This window comes from Formosa bonchosmolovskayae, assembly GCF_051016085.1.
Taxonomy (GTDB): domain Bacteria; phylum Bacteroidota; class Bacteroidia; order Flavobacteriales; family Flavobacteriaceae; genus Formosa.
Window position 1 is genome coordinate 752,187 of sequence record NZ_CP174605.1, and the last position, 18,426, is coordinate 770,612.

Consider the following 18,426-nt stretch of genomic DNA (forward strand, 5'->3'; position numbering starts at 1 on the left):
GTTTCTAAATTTAGAAACACTTTTTTTTTATATTATAATTTTAATACGCTGTTCTCTGCTGCTGCAAAATCATTCCATACTTGGTCGTCTGCTTCACTTTCATTTGCAAATGTCCCATCTACTAAATACCTAAATTCATAAGAATTATCTGCATCTAAACTTACTGCCCCTTTAAACGTTCCGTTTTTCAACTTTTTTAAAGGATTAGCACTAGCATCCCATTCATTAAAACAACCAACCACAGTTACCTCTTTTGCATCTTCAGCAGGCACAGTAAATGTAACTTTACATACAGGCTTGCTTTTTAAATATTGTTTTGAAATTGCCATAAATATTATTTTTTAGTAATATAAAAGTAAGAAAGAATTTTCTATAATGTTACTAATAATTATCTCTAAGACAAATAATTATGATTTTCTTAAAAAAAATTTGAATCTGACTTAATGTTCCAAATTAAAATGTTATTTTTTGTTATTATTATTAGTTGAAATTTAATCAAAATGATTTCAGCTTTACAAAAGTTTCAAATATTGTAGTAGAAGTAGTATTTTTACACCACTAACACGTTTCAACCTATGTTCGGTACTAAAAAAAGAGAAATTCCTCAAATAGACAAAGAGCAATTAGAGCTTATAAAACATGCTCAAAAACGCATTAAACAGAAAAAAGGGCTGTACACGCACTTTATTCTGTTTTTAATTGGTTCTGTAGCCGTTATTATTGCCAATTTAGGTCTTCATATAGGAGAAACCTTTAGGCCTTTAGGCACAGATTGGTTTGTTTTAGTTATCGCTGCGTGGGCTGTGTTTTTAATCTATCATGCGTTCAACGTATTTATTATTCATCGTTTTATGGGGTCTAGCTGGCAACAGGAACAATTAGATATTCTTGTAGCAAAACAGAAAGCGGGTATAGAAAAGTTAAAAACGAAATTACCAAATACAGAAACTTCTGCCACTCCCCTTTTAAACAAAAAGAAGCCCCTGAACCAAAACTTAACCCTTATTGTTGCGGCTTCAGAAAACAATGCTATAGGAAAAGACAATCAGTTAATCTGGCATTTACGAGACGACTTACAGCGTTTTAAATCCTTAACGTCTGGCCATTGTATTATCATGGGGCGTAAAACGTTTGAAAGTTTCCCAAAACCTTTACCAAACCGCACGCATATAGTGGTTACAAATCAGCAAAAATACAAAGCGCCACATGGTGTTATTGTTGTGCATAACATGGACGATGCTTTAGACGCTGCATTAGAAGATAAACATCCTTATGTAATTGGTGGAGGAGAAATTTATAAACAAGCACTGCCTTTTGCAGATCGCATTGAATTAACGCGAGTACACAGCACGTTTGAGGCAGATACGCATTTCCCAGAATTAGATCCTAAAGTGTGGCGAGAAATCCAAAATATTCATCATCCAAAAGATGAAAATAACGATTATGCATTCTCATTTATAACTTACGAACGCATTTAATACCATTCAAATTTTAAACTCTGTTAATCTTTGCAAGTTCTTTAATTAGTAATTTCTGTAAATTTGCAATATGATAAAAGAAATTCAGCTACGTCTTTCGCTTCAAGAGCAAACGAGACAACAGGATAGTTTATGGCTTCAGTCTGCAAAAAAACTAGATATACCGAAGGAAAAAATATCAGGAGTTAAAGTACTTCGTAAATCTATAGATGCGCGAAAACCTGCTATTATTTTCAATTATAAAGTTGCCGTTTATATTAACGAACCTCTTCCTGAATCTTCTGCTTACACCTTCGATTATAAAGATGTTTCTAATGCAAAACCTATACATATTATTGGTTTCGGTCCTGCGGGAATGTATGCTGCTTTACGTTGTATTGAACTCGGTTTTAAACCTATTGTTTTAGAACGCGGAAAAAACGTTCAAGACAGACGTCGAGACTTAAAAGCAATTAATCAAGACCATCACGTCGATGAAGATTCTAACTACTGCTTTGGTGAAGGTGGAGCCGGAACGTACTCAGACGGAAAATTATATACACGTAGTTTAAAACGAGGCGATGTACGCCGTATCTTCGAAAACTTAGTGTACCACGGCGCAACCGATCAGATATTGGTCGATGCTCATCCACATATCGGGACAAATAAACTGCCAAAAGTGGTGACAAATATCCGTGAAACCATTTTAAAGTATGGTGGCGAAGTTCATTTTGAAACACGAGTAACAGATTTTAAGATTACTAATAATAAAATAAAAGCCATTCAACTGCGTAATGGTGAAGAACTAGCAACAGAACGTGTTATTCTTGCAACCGGGCATTCGGCTAGAGATATATTCTACCTCCTAGATAAAAAGAAAGTTGCTATAGAAGCAAAGTCCTTTGCCATGGGTGTTCGCGTAGAACATCCGCAACATATCATAGATTCTATTCAGTACCATTGTAGCGGAGACCGAAACGAATTATTACCAGCGGCGGCATATAGTTTGGTACAGCAAGTAAATGGTCGTGGTGTTTACTCTTTTTGTATGTGCCCTGGCGGATTTATAGTTCCGGCAGCCACAGCAAATGGAGAAGTTGTGGTTAATGGGATGTCGCCATCAAAACGTAATAATGAGTTTGCTAATTCTGGTATTGTAGTTGAAATTAATGCCGATAGAGATTTGTTTAAATACGAACAGTTTGGAGCGCTTAAGGCTTTAGAATATCAAAAAGATTTAGAAAAATTAGCCTTTACCTCTGGCGGACGAAACCAGACAGCACCAGCACAACGTCTAACAGATTTTGTTGAAGGTAGATTGTCTTCAGATTTAAATCCGACCTCCTATCAGCCAGGAATAAAAAGTGTGCCACTACACTCTTTATTACCTAAATTAATAGGAAAGAGCTTACGAAAAGGTTTTGAATCCTTCGGACAGAAAATGCATGGATATTATACTGCTGAAGCTAATATTATTGGAGTCGAATCTAGGACCTCATCACCTGTGAGTATTCCAAGAACCGATAAATTAGAACACCCACAAATAGAAGGTTTATTTCCTTGCGGAGAAGGTGGGGGTTACGCCGGAGGAATAATTTCTGCCGCTATGGATGGTGAACGCTGTGCTGAGGCTGCGATTTTAGGTTTGTAAATTTTTCTCGCTTTAATTATGTCTGAGAAATAAAAAATGCTAAAGGCAAATTATACTGTCCCGCAGACCCTATTTTAAGTCAAGAACGGTTGCGAGCACGATTACTGTTTCAAATAGCGAATAACTTAACCGAAGAATTTAAAGACGAACGTGATTTCAAGGATAACAATCTTATGCCGGCGAGAATTTATGTATAGAACCTTATTTTTACTACGATTATGGTTCGAATATATAAACCAGTTTCTAAATAATACGTGTTGCATTCTTGATGTAAGCCTAGTTACAATTAGAGGTCATGTAATGTTTACTGGTAATCCTGCCAAAGTGATTAACACCATACATAACAGCTAAAAACAGCAAACCTTTCTAATCTAATTTTTATTCTTATTTTTACAAATTCAAAATTAAAACTATGAACGCATATATATTTCCAGGACAAGGAGCTCAATTTTCAGGAATGGGTCTTGATCTTTACGAAAACTCCAAAGTCGCACAAGAATTATTCGAACAAGCTAACAGTATATTAGGTTTTCATATTACCGATATTATGTTCGAAGGTACTGCAGAAGACCTTAAAGAAACAAAAGTAACACAACCTGCCATTTTTTTACACTCTGTGATTCTTGCAAAAGTTTTAGGAGATAACTTTAAGCCAGAATTGGTTGCTGGACATTCTTTAGGAGAATTCTCTGCTTTGGTCGCTGCTGGAGCACTAACTTTTAAAGATGGTTTAAAATTAGTATCTCAACGTGCTTTAGCCATGCAAAAAGCCTGCGAAATAGCACCTAGTACTATGGCCGCTGTTTTAGGTTTAGAAGATAATATCGTAGAAGATGTTTGCGCATCTATAGATGGTGTTGTGGTTGCTGCAAATTACAATTGCCCGGGTCAATTAGTTATTTCGGGAGAAACTACAGCTGTAGAAAAAGCGTGTGAAGCGTTAAAAGAAGCAGGAGCAAGACGTGCATTATTATTACCTGTAGGTGGCGCATTTCACTCTCCAATGATGGAGCCTGCTCGCGAAGAATTAGCGCAAGCTATAGAAAACACAACTTTTAGTAAGCCTAATTGCCCGATATACCAAAACGTAACAGCTACTGCCGTTACCGACGAAAATGAAATAAAGGCAAATTTAATTTCGCAATTAACTGCTCCTGTGCGCTGGACACAATCTGTACAACAAATGATTGCAGATGGTGCAACTCATTTTACAGAAGTAGGACCTGGAAAAGTATTACAAGGTTTAGTAAAAAAAATTGATAGAACTGCAGAAACAGCATCTGCAATCTTTGAAACTGAACAAAATTAATGAAGCGTTCTAGAACTCCATTCATTTTAGGCTTAATCGCCCTTAACATTGCCCTCGATCAGATTTCTAAATTTGTAGTTAGGGCTTACGTTACACCTTATAAAAGCACCGAATTACTTGGCGATAAATTTATTTTAACCAACGTTGAAAATTCTGGAGCCTTTTTAAGTTTGGGAAGTGATTTAAATCCGACATTGAAAAGTATTTTTCTACTAATCTTACCGATAGCTGTATTAGCCTATGTAACCTATTACATTTTAACCCAGAAGGATTTGGATAAATTTTCGGTTATTGGGTTCTCATGTATTATTGGTGGAGGTATCGCAAATGTATTTGATCGAATTTTATATGGATCTGTAACCGACTTTTTACATATTGACTTAGGAGGTGTTTTTAGAACTGGTGTTTTTAATGTTGCAGATATGTCTGTTATGTTAGGAATGGGACTACTCCTCTATTCAAATTTTATCGTAAACAAGAAAGCAAAGCAAAACGCATAAAAAAAGGCCTTAAGAATAAACTTAAGGCCTTTTATTTTATTAAGCTTGAAGGAGACATTCCTCGCAATCTTTTATTTCTCCGTAATACGTTTCTCTGTATTTATGTAGTGTTTTAAACGGTATATTTAAAAACAACATTTTAATATACGTGACTTTAATTTGTAAGACTCCCATTTTTTTGGTGAACCTCGCTTCATTCTTCGTTTCTCTTTTTACTGTAATCAATTTCATTTTATCAGATTTCATTATATGCCGAAGGTACTTAAACGAATATATAAAACCTAGATAACCGATCATTACCCTATCATTTAACTATAGAATTACATTTTTTTCAACGAAATCCAAATATTGTTAAAAATATCTCATTGATAATCAAGACAAAAACAGACGCTTAACAAATAGAAAGACATAAAAAAACCTTCTCTACAGCATTTTGCAAAGAAGGTTTTTACTAAATTAACACTAATTAATTTACTTATTTCTAATTTTCTGTTCCCATTTCCAAGCCGATTTCATAGCATCGTCTAATGTTAATTCAGATTTCCATCCCAATTCATTATTAGCCTTTTCTGTATTGGCATAAGCAGAAATTACATCACCTTCACGACGAGGCGCTATTTTGTAATTTAATTTCTCATTAGAAACACGTTCGAAAGCATTAATTACTTCTAATACAGAGCTTCCAGTTCCTGTTCCTAAATTAAACACTTCAAAATTAGATTTATTATTCTCTTCTAATAATCGGTTTAAAGCAATAACATGCGCTTTTGCTAAATCTACAACATGAATATAGTCACGAATACAAGTTCCATCTGGCGTTGGATAGTCGTCTCCAAAAACAGATAATTGCTCACGTAAACCCACTGCCGTTTGAGTAATAAAAGGCACTAAATTTTGAGGAACTCCTATTGGTAATTCTCCAATTAAAGCAGTCTCATGTGCACCTATCGGATTAAAATAACGTAAGGCAATCGCATTTAAATTAGGAATCACTTTACAGCTATCTTTTATAATCTCTTCCCCAATCTGCTTTGTATTACCGTAAGGAGACTCTGCAGGTTTTACTGGGGCATTTTCTGTAATTGGCAATTCATCTGCTTGGCCATACACCGTACAAGACGAACTAAAAATAAAATTAGCGTCTTTTAATTTATCTAATTCTTGTAACACATATACCAAGGTATTTATGTTATTTTCATAATATGAAAGAGGATTACCAACACTTTCTCCAACCGCTTTACTCGCTGCAAAATGGATAACTCCATTGATATCGCTATGCGCTTTAAAAAAGTTTTGAACGTCTTGTTTATTTCTTAAATCAAGTTCTTCAAAAATAGGTTCTTTCCCAGAAATACCAGAAATACCTTTTAATACATCTCTTGAAGAATTTGAAAGATTATCGATCACTACAACGTCATGACCTTCATTTTGAAGCTCGACTACGGTATGAGATCCAATAAACCCAAGACCTCCCGTAACTAAAATTTTACTCATTGATAAATGCTTTTACTTTTGTGGTTATATATTCTATTTGGTCGTCGTCTAATTCGGTATGCATAGGTAAAGAAATAACGTCCTTAACCAATTGGTTTGTTACTTTAAAATCAGATTCATTATAACGCTCGTCTAAATACGCTTTTTGATTATGTAGTGGTATTGGATAATATACACCACAAGGAATATCATTTTCGTTTAAATACTTAGCTAAAGCATCACGATCTACTCCTGTTACTTTTAAGGTATATTGGTGAAAAACATGATTATCTTCTGCTCCACTTCTAAAAGGTGTAACAATGTGTTTTTCATCTTTAAAAGCTTCATCGTATTTATCCGCAGCAGCAATCCTAGCTTTATTATAAGCATCTAAATTTGGTAATTTAGCCCCTAAAACAGCAGCCTGAATAGCATCTAAACGCGAGTTTACACCAACAACATCGTGGTGGTAACGTTCGTACATTCCGTGATTAACAATACCACGAATGGTATGCGCTAAGTCATCATTATTAGTAAAAATGGCTCCACCATCTCCATAACAACCTAAATTTTTAGAAGGGAAAAATGAAGTTGCAGACACATCTCCAATAGTTCCTGCTTTTACCTTAGTACCATCTTTATATGTATAATTCGCTCCTATGGCCTGTGCATTATCTTCAATAACAAATAAATTATTTTCTTTTGCAACAGCCATGATCGCCTCCATATTAGCACATTGTCCAAATAAATGTACAGGCACAATAGCTTTGGTATTAGGTGTAATGGCTTTTTTAACAGCTTCAACATCTATATTAAATGTATCCGGCTCGACATCTACTAAAACAGGAGTTAACTGTAATAAAGCAATCACCTCAACAGTGGCCGCAAAGGTAAAATCTGTAGTAATAACTTCGTCTCCAGGTTTTAGACCTAAACCCATCATTGCAATTTGTAATGCATCTGTACCGTTAGCACATGGAATAACGTGTTTTACACCTAAATACTGCTCTAAATTTTTCTGAAATTCGTGAACCTTTGGTCCATTTACAAATGCTGTAGTTTCTAAAACTTCTTGAATAGAATCGTTTACAACATCCTTTATTCGTGCATATTGACTTTTTAAGTCAACCATTTGAATTTTTCTCATTTGAAAGAAATTAAGGCCCACAACATCAACGTGTTCGAACCATGAATATTAATAAATCCGTTTGGGACATTATGCTTACGAAATTACGAAAATCAGGGACGTTTACCAATCAAATTATGCCAAAGAAATACTATTTTTGTTTCAAAGCATTTAAAATTTGAAAATTATATATAATCTTTCCATTTTCTTAGCTAGTCTTTTACTTCCATTAATAGGCTTCTTTAATTCTAAAATAAAATATGGCGTAATAGGCAGACGAAAAACCTTTAGCAAATTAAAGCAACATATTTCTAAAACAGATAAAACACTGTGGTTTCACAGCGCTTCTTTAGGGGAATATGAACAAGGATTACCCGTGTTTTCTGAAATAAAAAAACACTATCCAAATCATAAAGTCATTCTTACCTTTTTTTCGCCATCTGGTTATCAAATTAGAAAAAATTCGCCATTAGCAGATTGTGTTGTATATCTGCCATTAGACTCTAAACGTCATGCTAAAACGTTTCTAGATTTAGTACATCCTGATCTTACCATATTTGTTAAATATGATATCTGGCCTAATCTTTTAAGCGCATTAAAAAAGAGACAGGGACGTGCCATATTAATTTCGGCATTGTTTAGAAAAGAGCAATTATTTTTTAAACCTTACGGTTCTTTTATGAGAGATGCGTTATTTGCTTTTGAGCACATTTTCACGCAAGATGAAGCTTCTAAACACCTCCTACATTCTATAAATTACAACGCGGTAAGTATTTCTGGAGATACACGTTTCGATAGGGTTACTAATCAATTAAAAACCGATAATTCTTTAGACTTCATCGCGACATTTAAAAACAACCAACTCTGTTGTGTTGCAGGAAGTACTTGGCCGGAAGACGAGAAACTACTTGTAAACTACATTAATACTACGGCGCCTAGTACTGTAAAATTTATAATTGCGCCACACAATATAAAACCCAATCAGATACATCAACTTAAAAATAGTTTAAAGGTTAATACCGTATTGTACTCAGAAAAGGATAAAGTTGATTTATCTACTGCACAAGTCTTTATAATAGATACCATTGGTATTCTTACTAAAATCTACAATTATGCAGATATGGCATACATTGGAGGCGCCATGGGAACTACAGGATTACACAATACGTTAGAAGCCGCTGTTTTTGGTGTACCCGTTATTATTGGAGATAACTACGAGAAATTTCCTGAGGCAAAAGCCATGATAAAAAACCAAGGGATGTTTGCTGTAAAAAATCAAGAAGAATTAAATCAAATTCTAAACAAACTGACAAATAATACTACGTTTCGAGAAGACTCAGGACGAAAAAACGCCACATACATTCACAAAAATGCCGGAGCAATAGACCTGATTTCTAAATATTTGACTTCAAATACTTCAAATTAATGACTTTTATTGAATTTGTTAAAAAAATTAACATTTAAGATTTAATGATTGCCAAGAAGTTATTACCTTGGCAGCATAAAAATTAACAAAACACTAAAATCATGAAAAAACTAATTTTAAGCGCAGCTCTTGTATTTGCTCTAGGAACTACCTTTACTTCTTGTAGAGACGTAAAAGAAAAATCTGAAAGTGCAGGAGAGGCTGTAGAAAACGCTGCTAAAGAAACAGGAGATGCTTTAGACAATGCTGCTGATGCAACTAAAGATGCTGTAAACGATGCTGTTGATGCTACTGGAGATGCAATGGATGACGCAGGTGATGCTGTTGAAGGTGCTAGTAAAGATGCGAAAGACGCTGTAAAAGATGCTGTTGACGCAACTGATAAAGCTCTAAACGATGCAGGTAATGCTGTTGAAGGCGCTACTAAAGATGCTGTAAATGCAACAGACAAAGCAATGAAAGATACAGGTAAAGCTGTTGAGGGAGCTACAAAAGACGCAAGCGATGCTGTAAAGAAAACAGCTAACGATGCTAATAATGCTATCCAAGGAAAATAATTCACATTTTCTTTATACAAAAAAAGCCCTTGTAAAATTTACAAGGGCTTTTTTATGATTTAACTTTATACCTACTATAAAACTAATGATGCCAATTTATACTTTCTTTTAAATGGTGCTATTTGTTTTTTAATATCCTTCTTATAAGATTGTAAAGCAGTATCAGATCCAAAGGCTTTTCCTAACACCTCATCTCTTTGCTTTTTTCTATCGTTAATTTTTAGCTTCTTTGAAGCATCGTCCCCAGAACCACTCATAATTCCGACAATATCACTTGCAAAACTCTTATTTTCTTTTTCTACTGCAGTACTCACCCCAGAAGACAATCCTAAATCTTTACTTGGTTTTAAAGCGGATACTAAATCTTTTGAAAAATCTGGAGAAGGCAATTTAATATCCTGCGCCTGAATCGTTAGAGAGATAAACGCGAATACAATAAAGCATAAATAATTTAATGGTTTTTTCATAATTAATAACGTTTGTAGTTAGAATAACAAATCTAATAATTTAATCAATATTTAAAAATCATTATTAATTAATAAAAGGTTTTGTACTACACTAGACGTATAAATAAGTAGTCTCAAATACCTAGATACGAGGGAAACTCAATTATCAAATCAGTTTACTGTTTTCTCAAAACACCTGCTATTTTTAACCCCTGCATACTGACCGTAATTAGGAATTAAACTATAGCCATTTTTTTCGTAAAGCCGAATGGCTTCAGGTTGTTTAAGTCCTGTTTCCAGCACACATCTTTTATATCCTAATTCCGAAGACCATTGTTCTAATGCCACAAGTACCTTCGAGGCTATGCCTTTACCACGATAAGCTTTGGTAGTATACATACGTTTAATTTCCATGCTGTCTTCATTATATTCCTTTACAGCACCACAACTAATTGCTAAATCATCATGGTACGCCACAATCACATATTTAATAGCTGTTACTTTATTAAACTGATCGTAAAAGGAATGTTCATCACCGTCGCGTTCTGCTAATTCCGAATCCAGCAGTCGTACTAAGTCTACAAAGTCTTCATGTTTAGAATCTGTTCGTATAATCTTTATCATTTAAACTATTTTAAAACAGTTTCTATAGCCTCTAATTCTGAATTGGAAAATTCCAAATTTTTTAAAGCCCCTAAATTATCTAATAATTGTGCTTCACTACTTACTCCTACTAAAACGGATGTAATTCTATCGTCTTTTAACAACCAAGCTACGGCCATTTGTGCAAGACTCTGATTACGATTTTTGGCTATAGTATTTAATTTAACCACCTTATTAATCACCTCCTCAGTTACACTTTCTTTTTGAAGAAATCCTGTTGCTTTAGAAGCTCGAGAATTTTCCGGAACACCATTAATATATTTATTTGTTAAAAGGCCTTGTGCTAATGGCGAAAATGCAATTGCTCCAATACCTTCATCGCCTAAAACATCTAACAAACCATCTTCCACCCAGCGATCGAACATACTATAGCGTGGCTGATGAATTAAACACGGTGTACCCAATTTTTTTAAAATTTTTGAAGCCTTTAAAGTATCTTCTGCATTGTAATTAGAGACACCAACATAAAGGGCTTTTCCTTGTCTAACTATTAAATCTAGAGCAGACATGGTTTCCTCTAGAGGTGTATTAGGATCTGGACGATGATGATAAAACACATCTACATAATCTAAGCCCATACGCTTTAAACTTTGGTCTAAACTAGACACCAAATATTTTTTAGATCCCCAATCGCCATAAGGCCCCGACCACATACCGTAACCGGCTTTTGTAGAAATTATAAGCTCGTCCCGATAAGGTAAAAAACTAGCCTTTAAGATTTCTCCAAAATTACGCTCTGCACTTCCGGGAGGCGGACCGTAATTGTTAGCCAAATCGAAATGCGTAATCCCATTATCGAAAGCTGTATGTAACATTTGTTTTCCGTTTTCTAAAACATCGACATCGCCAAAATTATGCCATAATCCTAATGAAATAGGAGGCAAAACAATACCGCTTTTTCCACATCTTCGGTAAGACATGTCTTTATATCTATTCTCGTTTGCTTGATACATAAGTGCTATAAATTAATTTACTAGTGTTAAAAAGAAAGATTTCATTTAAGCCCTAAGACTAATATAATTACTCCCCAAATGCTTTCTCTTTTTTCTTCTTTCCAAAAAGCCGTTTAAAAAAGCCATCGCGTTTATCGGGGTTACAGTCTAACGCTTCTAAAACGTCTTGAGAAGGCGTCTCAAATTTAGCCTTTGTTATGCTATTAAAATCATTATCTTTATTTAACTGAGACACAAAATTTGCGACTATTGGTAATGCAGAGTTTGCACCTTGACCAATAGACGTCGTGCTAAAACCAATACGATGATCGTCGTTTCCTACCCAAGATCCCATCACTAAATTTGGGGTAATTCCCATAAACCAACCATCGCGATTATCTTGTGTTGTACCTGTTTTTCCTGCCATATCGTTGGGCAAACCATAGATAGATCGCATACGTTTTGCGGTACCTTCATTAATTGTAGCCTTCATAAACTCGATCATGGTTTGTCTCGTTTTCTCACTAAAAGCAGGATCCATGGGTTTTGAAGGTTTATACTCATAAAGTACTTTCCCGTTTTTATCTTCTATTTTCTCTATAAAATAAGGTTTAGATGGGACACTTTTATTTACATAACTCGTATAGGCCGCTGTTAACTCTAAAAGCGACAATTCTGCCGTACCCAAAGCTAAAGAAGGAACATCTGGCAATTCTGAAGTGACTCCCATCTTTCGTGCTTGCTTAATAACCGCAGGTATACCAACCATATCTAATAGTTTTACAGCGATGGTATTTACAGATCGACTTAACGCTTTCTCCAAAGAAAAATTCATGTGTGGATCCACCTCATCGTTCGAAGCGTTAGATGGCGTCCAACCGTCTTCATTAGTATAGGTAACCTCTTTAACCGAAATATAAGTACAAGGATCCATTCCCGATTCTAATGCTGTGGTATAAACAAAAGGTTTAAAAGTAGATCCCACCTGACGTTTTCCCATAGACACATGATCGTACTTAAAATGCTCGAAATTAATACCACCAACATAAGACCTTATAGCTCCTGTTTTAGGTTCGATAGCCACAAATCCGGTGTTTAAGAACTTTAAATAGTGCTTTAAACTATCTATTGCAGATACCGAAACAATTGTATCTCCTTCATAACTGAATATTGGTTTTTTAGATTTTTTATTAAGCGCTTTCATAATTTCAGATTCGGATAATTTCTCTTTCTGAAGACGCTTATATGCTGGTGTTTTTTGAATTAATTCGGTAATCATAGCCTCATCTTTTAACCACGGTGCATTAGATCCATATGCTTTTTCAAACTGATTCTGTAAACGCTCCATATGTTTCGTCATCCCTTTTTCGGCATACGCTTGCATAGTGTTATCTAAGGTGGTTGTAATTTTTAAACCATCTGTATACAAATCATATTCAGAATTATCACTCTTATTTATACTATCTAAAATCTGCGATACCTGTTTACGAACATGTTCTCGAAAATAAGGAGCTAACCCTTCGTTATATGTGAATTTATGATAATCAATTTCGACAGGGTGATTGCTTTCCCTCTTCCTTGTTGCTTCATCTATATAACCATATTTAACCATTTGCTGAAGAACTACATCGCGTCTAAGCTGACTTCGTTCTGGGAATAATCGCGGATTATAACTGTGATTTGCTTTAAGTGTACCAACCAAAGTTGAAGCTTCCGAGAGTGATAAATTTTTAGTAGATGTATTAAAAAAACGGTAGGATGCACTCTCAATCCCGAAGGTATTCTCGCTAAAAGGTACCGTATTTAAATACAGAGCAATGATATCGTTTTTATCGTAAACGTCTTCAATTCTCGTGGCAACTATCATCTCCTTGATTTTATTTATTGGCATAGATAACATCCAATATTCTTTTCTTCCAAAGAGATTTTTAGCCAATTGTTGCGTGATAGTACTACCGCCACCGGCAGAATTATCTTGCAACAATACACTCTTAAAAAACACTCTAAAGAAACTCGGATAATCGATACCGCCATGCTCGTAGAAACGCGCATCTTCCGTCGCTATTAATCCGTCGACAAGATATTTAGGAAGGTCGTTAAAACTCACAATACTTCTGTCGAAGACAAAGTACTTGCCTAATAATTCTTCATTCTTATCTAATATAAGACTTGCCTCGGCCTGCTTTAAATCGGCTAAATCGGTTTTAGAAGGTATTTTACCCCATAAACCAATATAAATACTTCCAATAAAAACAAGGAGCAGAAGTAAACCAATACTAGCGAGTTTTAATACTAAGACAAACCAATTTTTATTTTTTTTAATTGCTTTTTTTTTCAATTGTATGGATTAAAAAGGATTAATGATAATACGTTATTAGACTTAACGTAAAACCTTGTTTTATCTTGTAAAGCTAGGAAAGAGAATTCAACTTTCAAATAGAATTTGTTTTACAGCTATTTTTATTTCTGTTTGAGATTTTTTATTTTGTATTCTGAACAAGATTTATATCGTCTAAATTAATTTCACTTACATTTGTATTGGTCATTTGTTTTGACGTACTACTAACTCTTTTTTCTTAATATTTATGAATAAATTCTACACGTTTTTTATTCTCTTAGCTTGTTTTCTATCTTCTCTAACTACTCATGCTCAAGATTCAGACAAGCCTAAAGTCGCTTTGGTACTAAGTGGTGGCGGGGCATTAGGAATTGCACACATCCCAACCTTACAAAAATTAGACTCCCTTGGTATCGTTCCAGATTTAATAGTAGGAACAAGTATGGGAAGTATTGTAGGTGCATTATACTCTGTAGGATATACTGGAGATCAAATTGCCGAAATTTCTAAAAATGCAGATTGGGATGCCCTTTTTGGAGGAAGAGCGTCTATTACTAGTGTAAGTAATGAAGAGAAAAGCGAATTCGGACGTTATTCTATAGGCTTTGAGGTTGTAGACAAAAAACCAAAACCAGTAATTGCAATCTTAAACGACCAGAATTTAAGAGACTTCTTTAGTGTACTTACCTATCCGGTGTATAACGTTTCCAAATTTGATGATTACCCTATCCCGTTTAGAGCCATGGCAACAGATATTGTAAACGGAAAACAAATAATATTAGACCAAGGTTCTCTAAGTACAGCCATGCGCGCAAGTATGTCTATACCTGGCGTATTTAAACCTGTAGAATATAAAAACACGCTACTTGTAGATGGTGGCGTCTTAAACAATTTCCCTGTAGATGTGGCTAAAAGTATGGGTGCCGATTTTATTATAGGAAGTGAAGTAAGTGGCGGATTACAAACTAAGGAACAACTAAGTAATCTCGAAAATTTATTATTTCAAACGGGAATGCTTTCTAGCAATTTACTCGTTGCAAAACATAAAAAAGAATGCGATATTTTATTAGACCATGTTCCTAACCTTAAATACACCCCTGGAGATTTCGATAAAAGCGCTATTATTTACGAAGAAGGAAAAAAAGCCGTTCTAGACAACGAGGATCAATTAGTTGCACTTGCAGAAAAACTAAAACCTTTTAAGCAGAGAGCACATGTTATGCCTGTTCAGAAAAAACTTGTAACACTAGACACCATTGTTTATAAGGGAATTAGTGAAAACAATTTAAGATTAGTAACCACAAGATCTGGATTAAAAGAAAAAGAAGAATACACTGTTGAAGAAGCAGAAACACATATAAACAGAATATTAGGGACTAACCTTTTTAGTTCAATCTCGGCAAATCCTATTATAGATGGCGACAAAATAGGCCTAGAAATTACTGCCATCGAGAAAGCACATAATCAAGTAAAATTAGCGGGACATTTTGACGACTTTCGAGGCGTTGGTTTATTAGTAAATTACACGGGACGAAATATTATAGGATCATCTTCAAGACTACTAGTTACTTTAGATGTTGCAGAACAACCAAAATTTAAAGTGCAATATCAGAAGATTTACGGTGAGGATAAAAATTGGTGGTTTAGATCGGAAGTCTTCGGACAAAAATTAGATCAAGATATTTTTATTCAAGGGGAAGCTACAGACGAAATGAATTACAAATATTTGCAATTTGATAATGAAATTAATCGCAATATCCATACCCTAAAAAGTTATGCCGGTTTCGGAATTGACTACCAGTTGACAAGCCTTACACCAGATGCTAATCCGGATATTGTAAATAATATATTAAATCTAGCCGACTACAAGTTTAAAACCACAGAGGTGTATGCACAATATGTTTTTAATACTTTAAACACTGTATTTTATCCTACAGAGGGTTATAACTTAGAATTTAGATTAGGGCGAGCATTAAATAATAATGTGGATATTAATTATGTAGATAATGATTTAAACCAAAATCAGTCTGGACATGTAAACGGGTTTACTAAATTAAGATTGAACTTTGAAACAGCAAAAACCTTTCATGAAAACCTGACTTTAAAATTAGGTGCTAATATGGGCTTAACGTTTATGGATCAAACAGAGGATGACGATCTTTCTTTTCAGCAACTTGGCTTTGGAGCGAATTATTATCTGGGCGGAAATTTAAGACGACCTAGAGAAGACGATATTGTGTTTTATGGTTTATTAGAAGACGAATTGCCTGTAAGCCAGTTTATGAGTGCTAACATCGCATTGCAATATCAATTCGTTAGAAAATGCTTTATCACACCTCACTTTGATATAGCAACAGTTGGATTTGGAGATTTTAAAGCATATTCTAAAGATGCATTTTCTCCAGACGGCGAATGGAAAGACAATTTAGAAACGAGTAACTTATATTCTATTGGAACAAAAGTATCTTACCTGTCTATGATAGGCCCTATAGATTTAGACTTTACTTGGGTTAACAATACAGATAAATTTCGATTATTCTTTGGAATAGGTATTCCTATTGGACGATAAATAAGTAAAGACTTGAATCTATTCTTTTAAAATCACAAGAAACTCGACTAATTATTTAGGCGTCTTTCCATAAATTACGAATAGTATTTAGGTCTTTTTGCATCGCATCAAAAACTACTTTTTTATCTACTGTAAGCATCGTATTACCTTTTTCAGCTCCACCTAATGGATACTCTAAATGTAAAGACACAAAGGGATTTAAACCAGAAGCTTTTAGTAATTTAAAATACTTATTAAAATCGACCATCCCTTCGCCAATAGGCACATTTATTGGTTTCCAAACGCCGTTTTCTTGTCCCCACTTAAAATCTTTTAGCACTATAACTTTTATTGAATTTTGAAGTAAATTGAATCCGTTTTCCCACGACAATCCACCTTCGACTAAGGCATGGCGAATATCGTATTGGGTTCCAAAATAGTTAGAATTAACAGTTTCTAATAGCTTATAAATTTCCCAATAAGATCCACCAACTTTACGTCCTGCATGATTCTGATAACAACCAACCAAGTTATGGTCTTTATTAAGATCGCCTAAGGCTTCAACCTGCTTTTGATAATATTCTAAAGACTCCGGCATAGACCACTTTGTATTGTATTTATACCAATTGGTTCTATAAAACGAGATCCCATGCTTGCCAGCTGTTTTAATAATATCTACATCTAACGGATGCGACACGCTTTCTATAGCTGTAGTTATCATTTTACAACCCGAACCAGATGCTTTTATATCTTGAATTGCCGTGGGAAGCTTGGTTACAACATCTTCGGGAAGCACATGCCCATTAGGCCTAACCGTTAAATCGACACCATTAAAACCCAATTCGGATGCTATTTGCCCTGTTTCTTTATAATCCAAAAATTGTAAATGTTTGGAGAAAATACTAACATCCAAATCATCTGCAGGCATAAACTCTTGTCCTAACGCATACGGCATACCCATTAATGGCAAACTTGATGCAACTACTGCCGACTTTTTTATAAATGTTCTTCTAGAATAACTCATATCGAATCTAATGATTAGTTTCTGACGTGTACGTTTAATGAATAAAAGATACTCATTTTATTCTAGTTTACAGTAAACCTGGTTTGGGTTCATTATTAATTCTGGTATTTCTGAACATATTTTAGTTATTATAAAAAGACAGAATTCTAGATTTTGGACACCTCTAAACGGACTTCTAAAAGCTTTTACTTTTACATTAAAATATTTTCTGAAGCACTTGTTCTACATTTTTATGTTCTCGAAGCCGCTCGAACACCATACAAGGACATAATGTTTTTACTATATAACATGTAAGCTAGAAGACTAAATGACAAATTCAATGCGCATCTTTTTTTACAAAGATTAAACTCTATTATATAATTAAACGCAACGATCCAGAAGAGTCCATATTATATTCAAGAGAAATTATGAAGGCGAAAATAATTGCAAAGTAAGAACATATATAAAACAAAAAAGCCTCTATCTTACGATAAAGGCTTTAGTACAGAAGGCGGGACTTGAACCCGCACGGGCATTACTACCCATTGGATTTTAAGTCCAACGTGTCTACCAATTCCACCACTTCTGCGTGGTATATAATTATTTAAAAGAACAGTCTATATAAATACAGCGATTCGTAATAAAAAAGCCTCTATCTTGCGATAAAGGCTTAAGTACTGAAGGCGGGACTTGAACCCGCACGGGCATTACTACCCATTGGATTTTAAGTCCAACGTGTCTACCAATTCCACCACTTCAGCATTTGGTATATTTTTTTGAAAATCAAAACAGTATAGAGCGAAAGACGGGATTTGAACCCGCGACCCCCACCTTGGCAAGGTGATGCTCTACCCCTGAGCTACTTTCGCGTAGTCTTTTAATGAACGTAGCAACATTGCTATTGCGGATGCAAATTTAGGACTTTTCTTGGTATCTCAAAGCTTTTTTGAAAAATAATTTAAAATAATTTTTAAGCCCTTGAAAATCAATATCAAAC

General features: G+C 34.6%; 17 protein-coding genes and 3 tRNA genes. 8 read left to right on the plus strand and 12 right to left on the minus strand.

Annotation, left to right across the window (positions count from 1 at the left end):
• Positions 1–32: 32 nt before the first annotated feature.
• Positions 33–329, minus strand: coding sequence for an isoamylase early set domain-containing protein (locus ACKC83_RS03125; RefSeq protein WP_434036999.1), 297 nt, complete (start codon positions 327–329; stop codon positions 33–35).
• Positions 330–575: 246 nt separating this feature from the next.
• On the opposite strand from ACKC83_RS03125, the gene ACKC83_RS03130 reads away from it, so the two are divergent.
• From ACKC83_RS03130 to lspA, 5 genes are all read left to right on the plus strand, one after another.
• Positions 576–1,478 (plus strand): dihydrofolate reductase, encoded by a 903-nt coding sequence (locus ACKC83_RS03130; RefSeq protein WP_434037000.1) that lies wholly within the window; start codon positions 576–578, stop codon positions 1,476–1,478.
• Between the two features lie 70 nt (positions 1,479–1,548).
• The gene (locus tag ACKC83_RS03135) at positions 1,549–3,108 is read left to right on the plus strand and encodes an NAD(P)/FAD-dependent oxidoreductase (RefSeq protein WP_434037001.1); all 1,560 of its coding nucleotides are present in this window, start codon (positions 1,549–1,551) and stop codon (positions 3,106–3,108) included.
• Positions 3,109–3,137: 29 nt separating this feature from the next.
• A complete protein-coding gene (locus ACKC83_RS03140) occupies positions 3,138–3,305 on the plus strand; it encodes a maltose acetyltransferase domain-containing protein (RefSeq protein WP_434037757.1) in 168 nt (55 codons plus the stop codon).
• A 215-nt stretch (positions 3,306–3,520) separates the two neighbouring features.
• On the plus strand, positions 3,521–4,417 hold the full coding sequence (gene fabD / locus ACKC83_RS03145; protein WP_434037002.1) for an ACP S-malonyltransferase: 897 nt from the start codon (positions 3,521–3,523) through the stop codon (positions 4,415–4,417).
• Positions 4,417–4,917, plus strand: a complete 501-nt coding sequence (gene lspA, locus ACKC83_RS03150; RefSeq protein WP_414036652.1) for a signal peptidase II — start codon at positions 4,417–4,419, stop codon at positions 4,915–4,917. The genes fabD and lspA overlap by 1 nt, the downstream gene beginning before the upstream one ends.
• Before the next feature lie 39 nt (positions 4,918–4,956).
• Here the strand turns inward: lspA and ACKC83_RS03155 are convergent, their stop codons facing one another.
• The 3 genes from ACKC83_RS03155 to ACKC83_RS03165 all read right to left on the minus strand — a co-directional run bounded on the left by ACKC83_RS03155 (position 4,957) and on the right by ACKC83_RS03165 (position 7,537).
• Positions 4,957–5,148 carry a hypothetical protein gene (locus tag ACKC83_RS03155; RefSeq protein WP_414036651.1) on the minus strand — a complete coding sequence of 64 codons (192 nt, stop codon included), beginning with the start codon at positions 5,146–5,148 and terminating at the stop codon, positions 4,957–4,959.
• Positions 5,149–5,388: 240 nt separating this feature from the next.
• Complete coding sequence (gene galE / locus ACKC83_RS03160) at positions 5,389–6,411, minus strand: UDP-glucose 4-epimerase GalE (RefSeq protein WP_434037003.1); 1,023 nt, start codon at positions 6,409–6,411, stop codon at positions 5,389–5,391.
• Positions 6,404–7,537, minus strand: a complete 1,134-nt coding sequence (locus tag ACKC83_RS03165) for a DegT/DnrJ/EryC1/StrS family aminotransferase (protein ID WP_414036649.1) — start codon at positions 7,535–7,537, stop codon at positions 6,404–6,406. Before ACKC83_RS03165 ends, galE begins: the two co-directional genes overlap by 8 nt.
• Before the next feature lie 157 nt (positions 7,538–7,694).
• On the opposite strand from ACKC83_RS03165, the gene ACKC83_RS03170 reads away from it, so the two are divergent.
• Both ACKC83_RS03170 and ACKC83_RS03175 read left to right on the plus strand, forming a co-directional pair.
• Positions 7,695–8,942, plus strand: coding sequence for a 3-deoxy-D-manno-octulosonic acid transferase (locus ACKC83_RS03170; RefSeq protein WP_434037004.1), 1,248 nt, complete (start codon positions 7,695–7,697; stop codon positions 8,940–8,942).
• A gap of 101 nt (positions 8,943–9,043) precedes the next feature.
• Entirely contained in the window at positions 9,044–9,499 is a 456-nt protein-coding gene (locus ACKC83_RS03175) for a hypothetical protein (RefSeq protein WP_434037005.1), read from the plus strand.
• A 74-nt stretch (positions 9,500–9,573) separates the two neighbouring features.
• On the opposite strand, the gene ACKC83_RS03180 is transcribed toward ACKC83_RS03175, so the two are convergent.
• The 4 genes from ACKC83_RS03180 to ACKC83_RS03195 form a co-directional block, all read right to left on the minus strand.
• Entirely contained in the window at positions 9,574–9,966 is a 393-nt protein-coding gene (locus ACKC83_RS03180; protein WP_434037006.1) for a hypothetical protein, read from the minus strand.
• Between the two features lie 150 nt (positions 9,967–10,116).
• Complete coding sequence (locus ACKC83_RS03185; RefSeq protein WP_414036645.1) at positions 10,117–10,569, minus strand: GNAT family N-acetyltransferase; 453 nt, start codon at positions 10,567–10,569, stop codon at positions 10,117–10,119.
• A 5-nt stretch (positions 10,570–10,574) separates the two neighbouring features.
• Complete coding sequence (locus tag ACKC83_RS03190; RefSeq protein ID WP_414036811.1) at positions 10,575–11,528, minus strand: aldo/keto reductase; 954 nt, start codon at positions 11,526–11,528, stop codon at positions 10,575–10,577.
• 100 nt (positions 11,529–11,628) lie between these two features.
• Complete coding sequence (locus ACKC83_RS03195) at positions 11,629–13,878, minus strand: transglycosylase domain-containing protein (RefSeq protein ID WP_434037007.1); 2,250 nt, start codon at positions 13,876–13,878, stop codon at positions 11,629–11,631.
• A gap of 247 nt (positions 13,879–14,125) precedes the next feature.
• Between ACKC83_RS03195 and ACKC83_RS03200 the strand changes: the two genes are divergently transcribed.
• Positions 14,126–16,447: a patatin-like phospholipase family protein gene (locus ACKC83_RS03200; protein ID WP_434037008.1), complete on the plus strand. Its 2,322-nt coding sequence runs from the start codon at positions 14,126–14,128 to the stop codon at positions 16,445–16,447.
• 55 nt (positions 16,448–16,502) lie between these two features.
• Here ACKC83_RS03200 and ACKC83_RS03205 read toward each other — a convergent pair whose 3' ends face one another.
• From ACKC83_RS03205 to ACKC83_RS03220, 4 genes are all read right to left on the minus strand, one after another.
• Positions 16,503–17,450, minus strand: a complete 948-nt coding sequence (locus tag ACKC83_RS03205) for a sugar phosphate isomerase/epimerase family protein (protein ID WP_434037009.1) — start codon at positions 17,448–17,450, stop codon at positions 16,503–16,505.
• A 482-nt stretch (positions 17,451–17,932) separates the two neighbouring features.
• Positions 17,933–18,018: transfer RNA gene (locus tag ACKC83_RS03210), tRNA-Leu, on the minus strand.
• Positions 18,019–18,104: 86 nt separating this feature from the next.
• Positions 18,105–18,190: transfer RNA gene (locus ACKC83_RS03215), tRNA-Leu, on the minus strand.
• 36 nt (positions 18,191–18,226) lie between these two features.
• Positions 18,227–18,298, minus strand: a tRNA-Gly gene (locus ACKC83_RS03220).
• Positions 18,299–18,426: the final 128 nt, after the last annotated feature.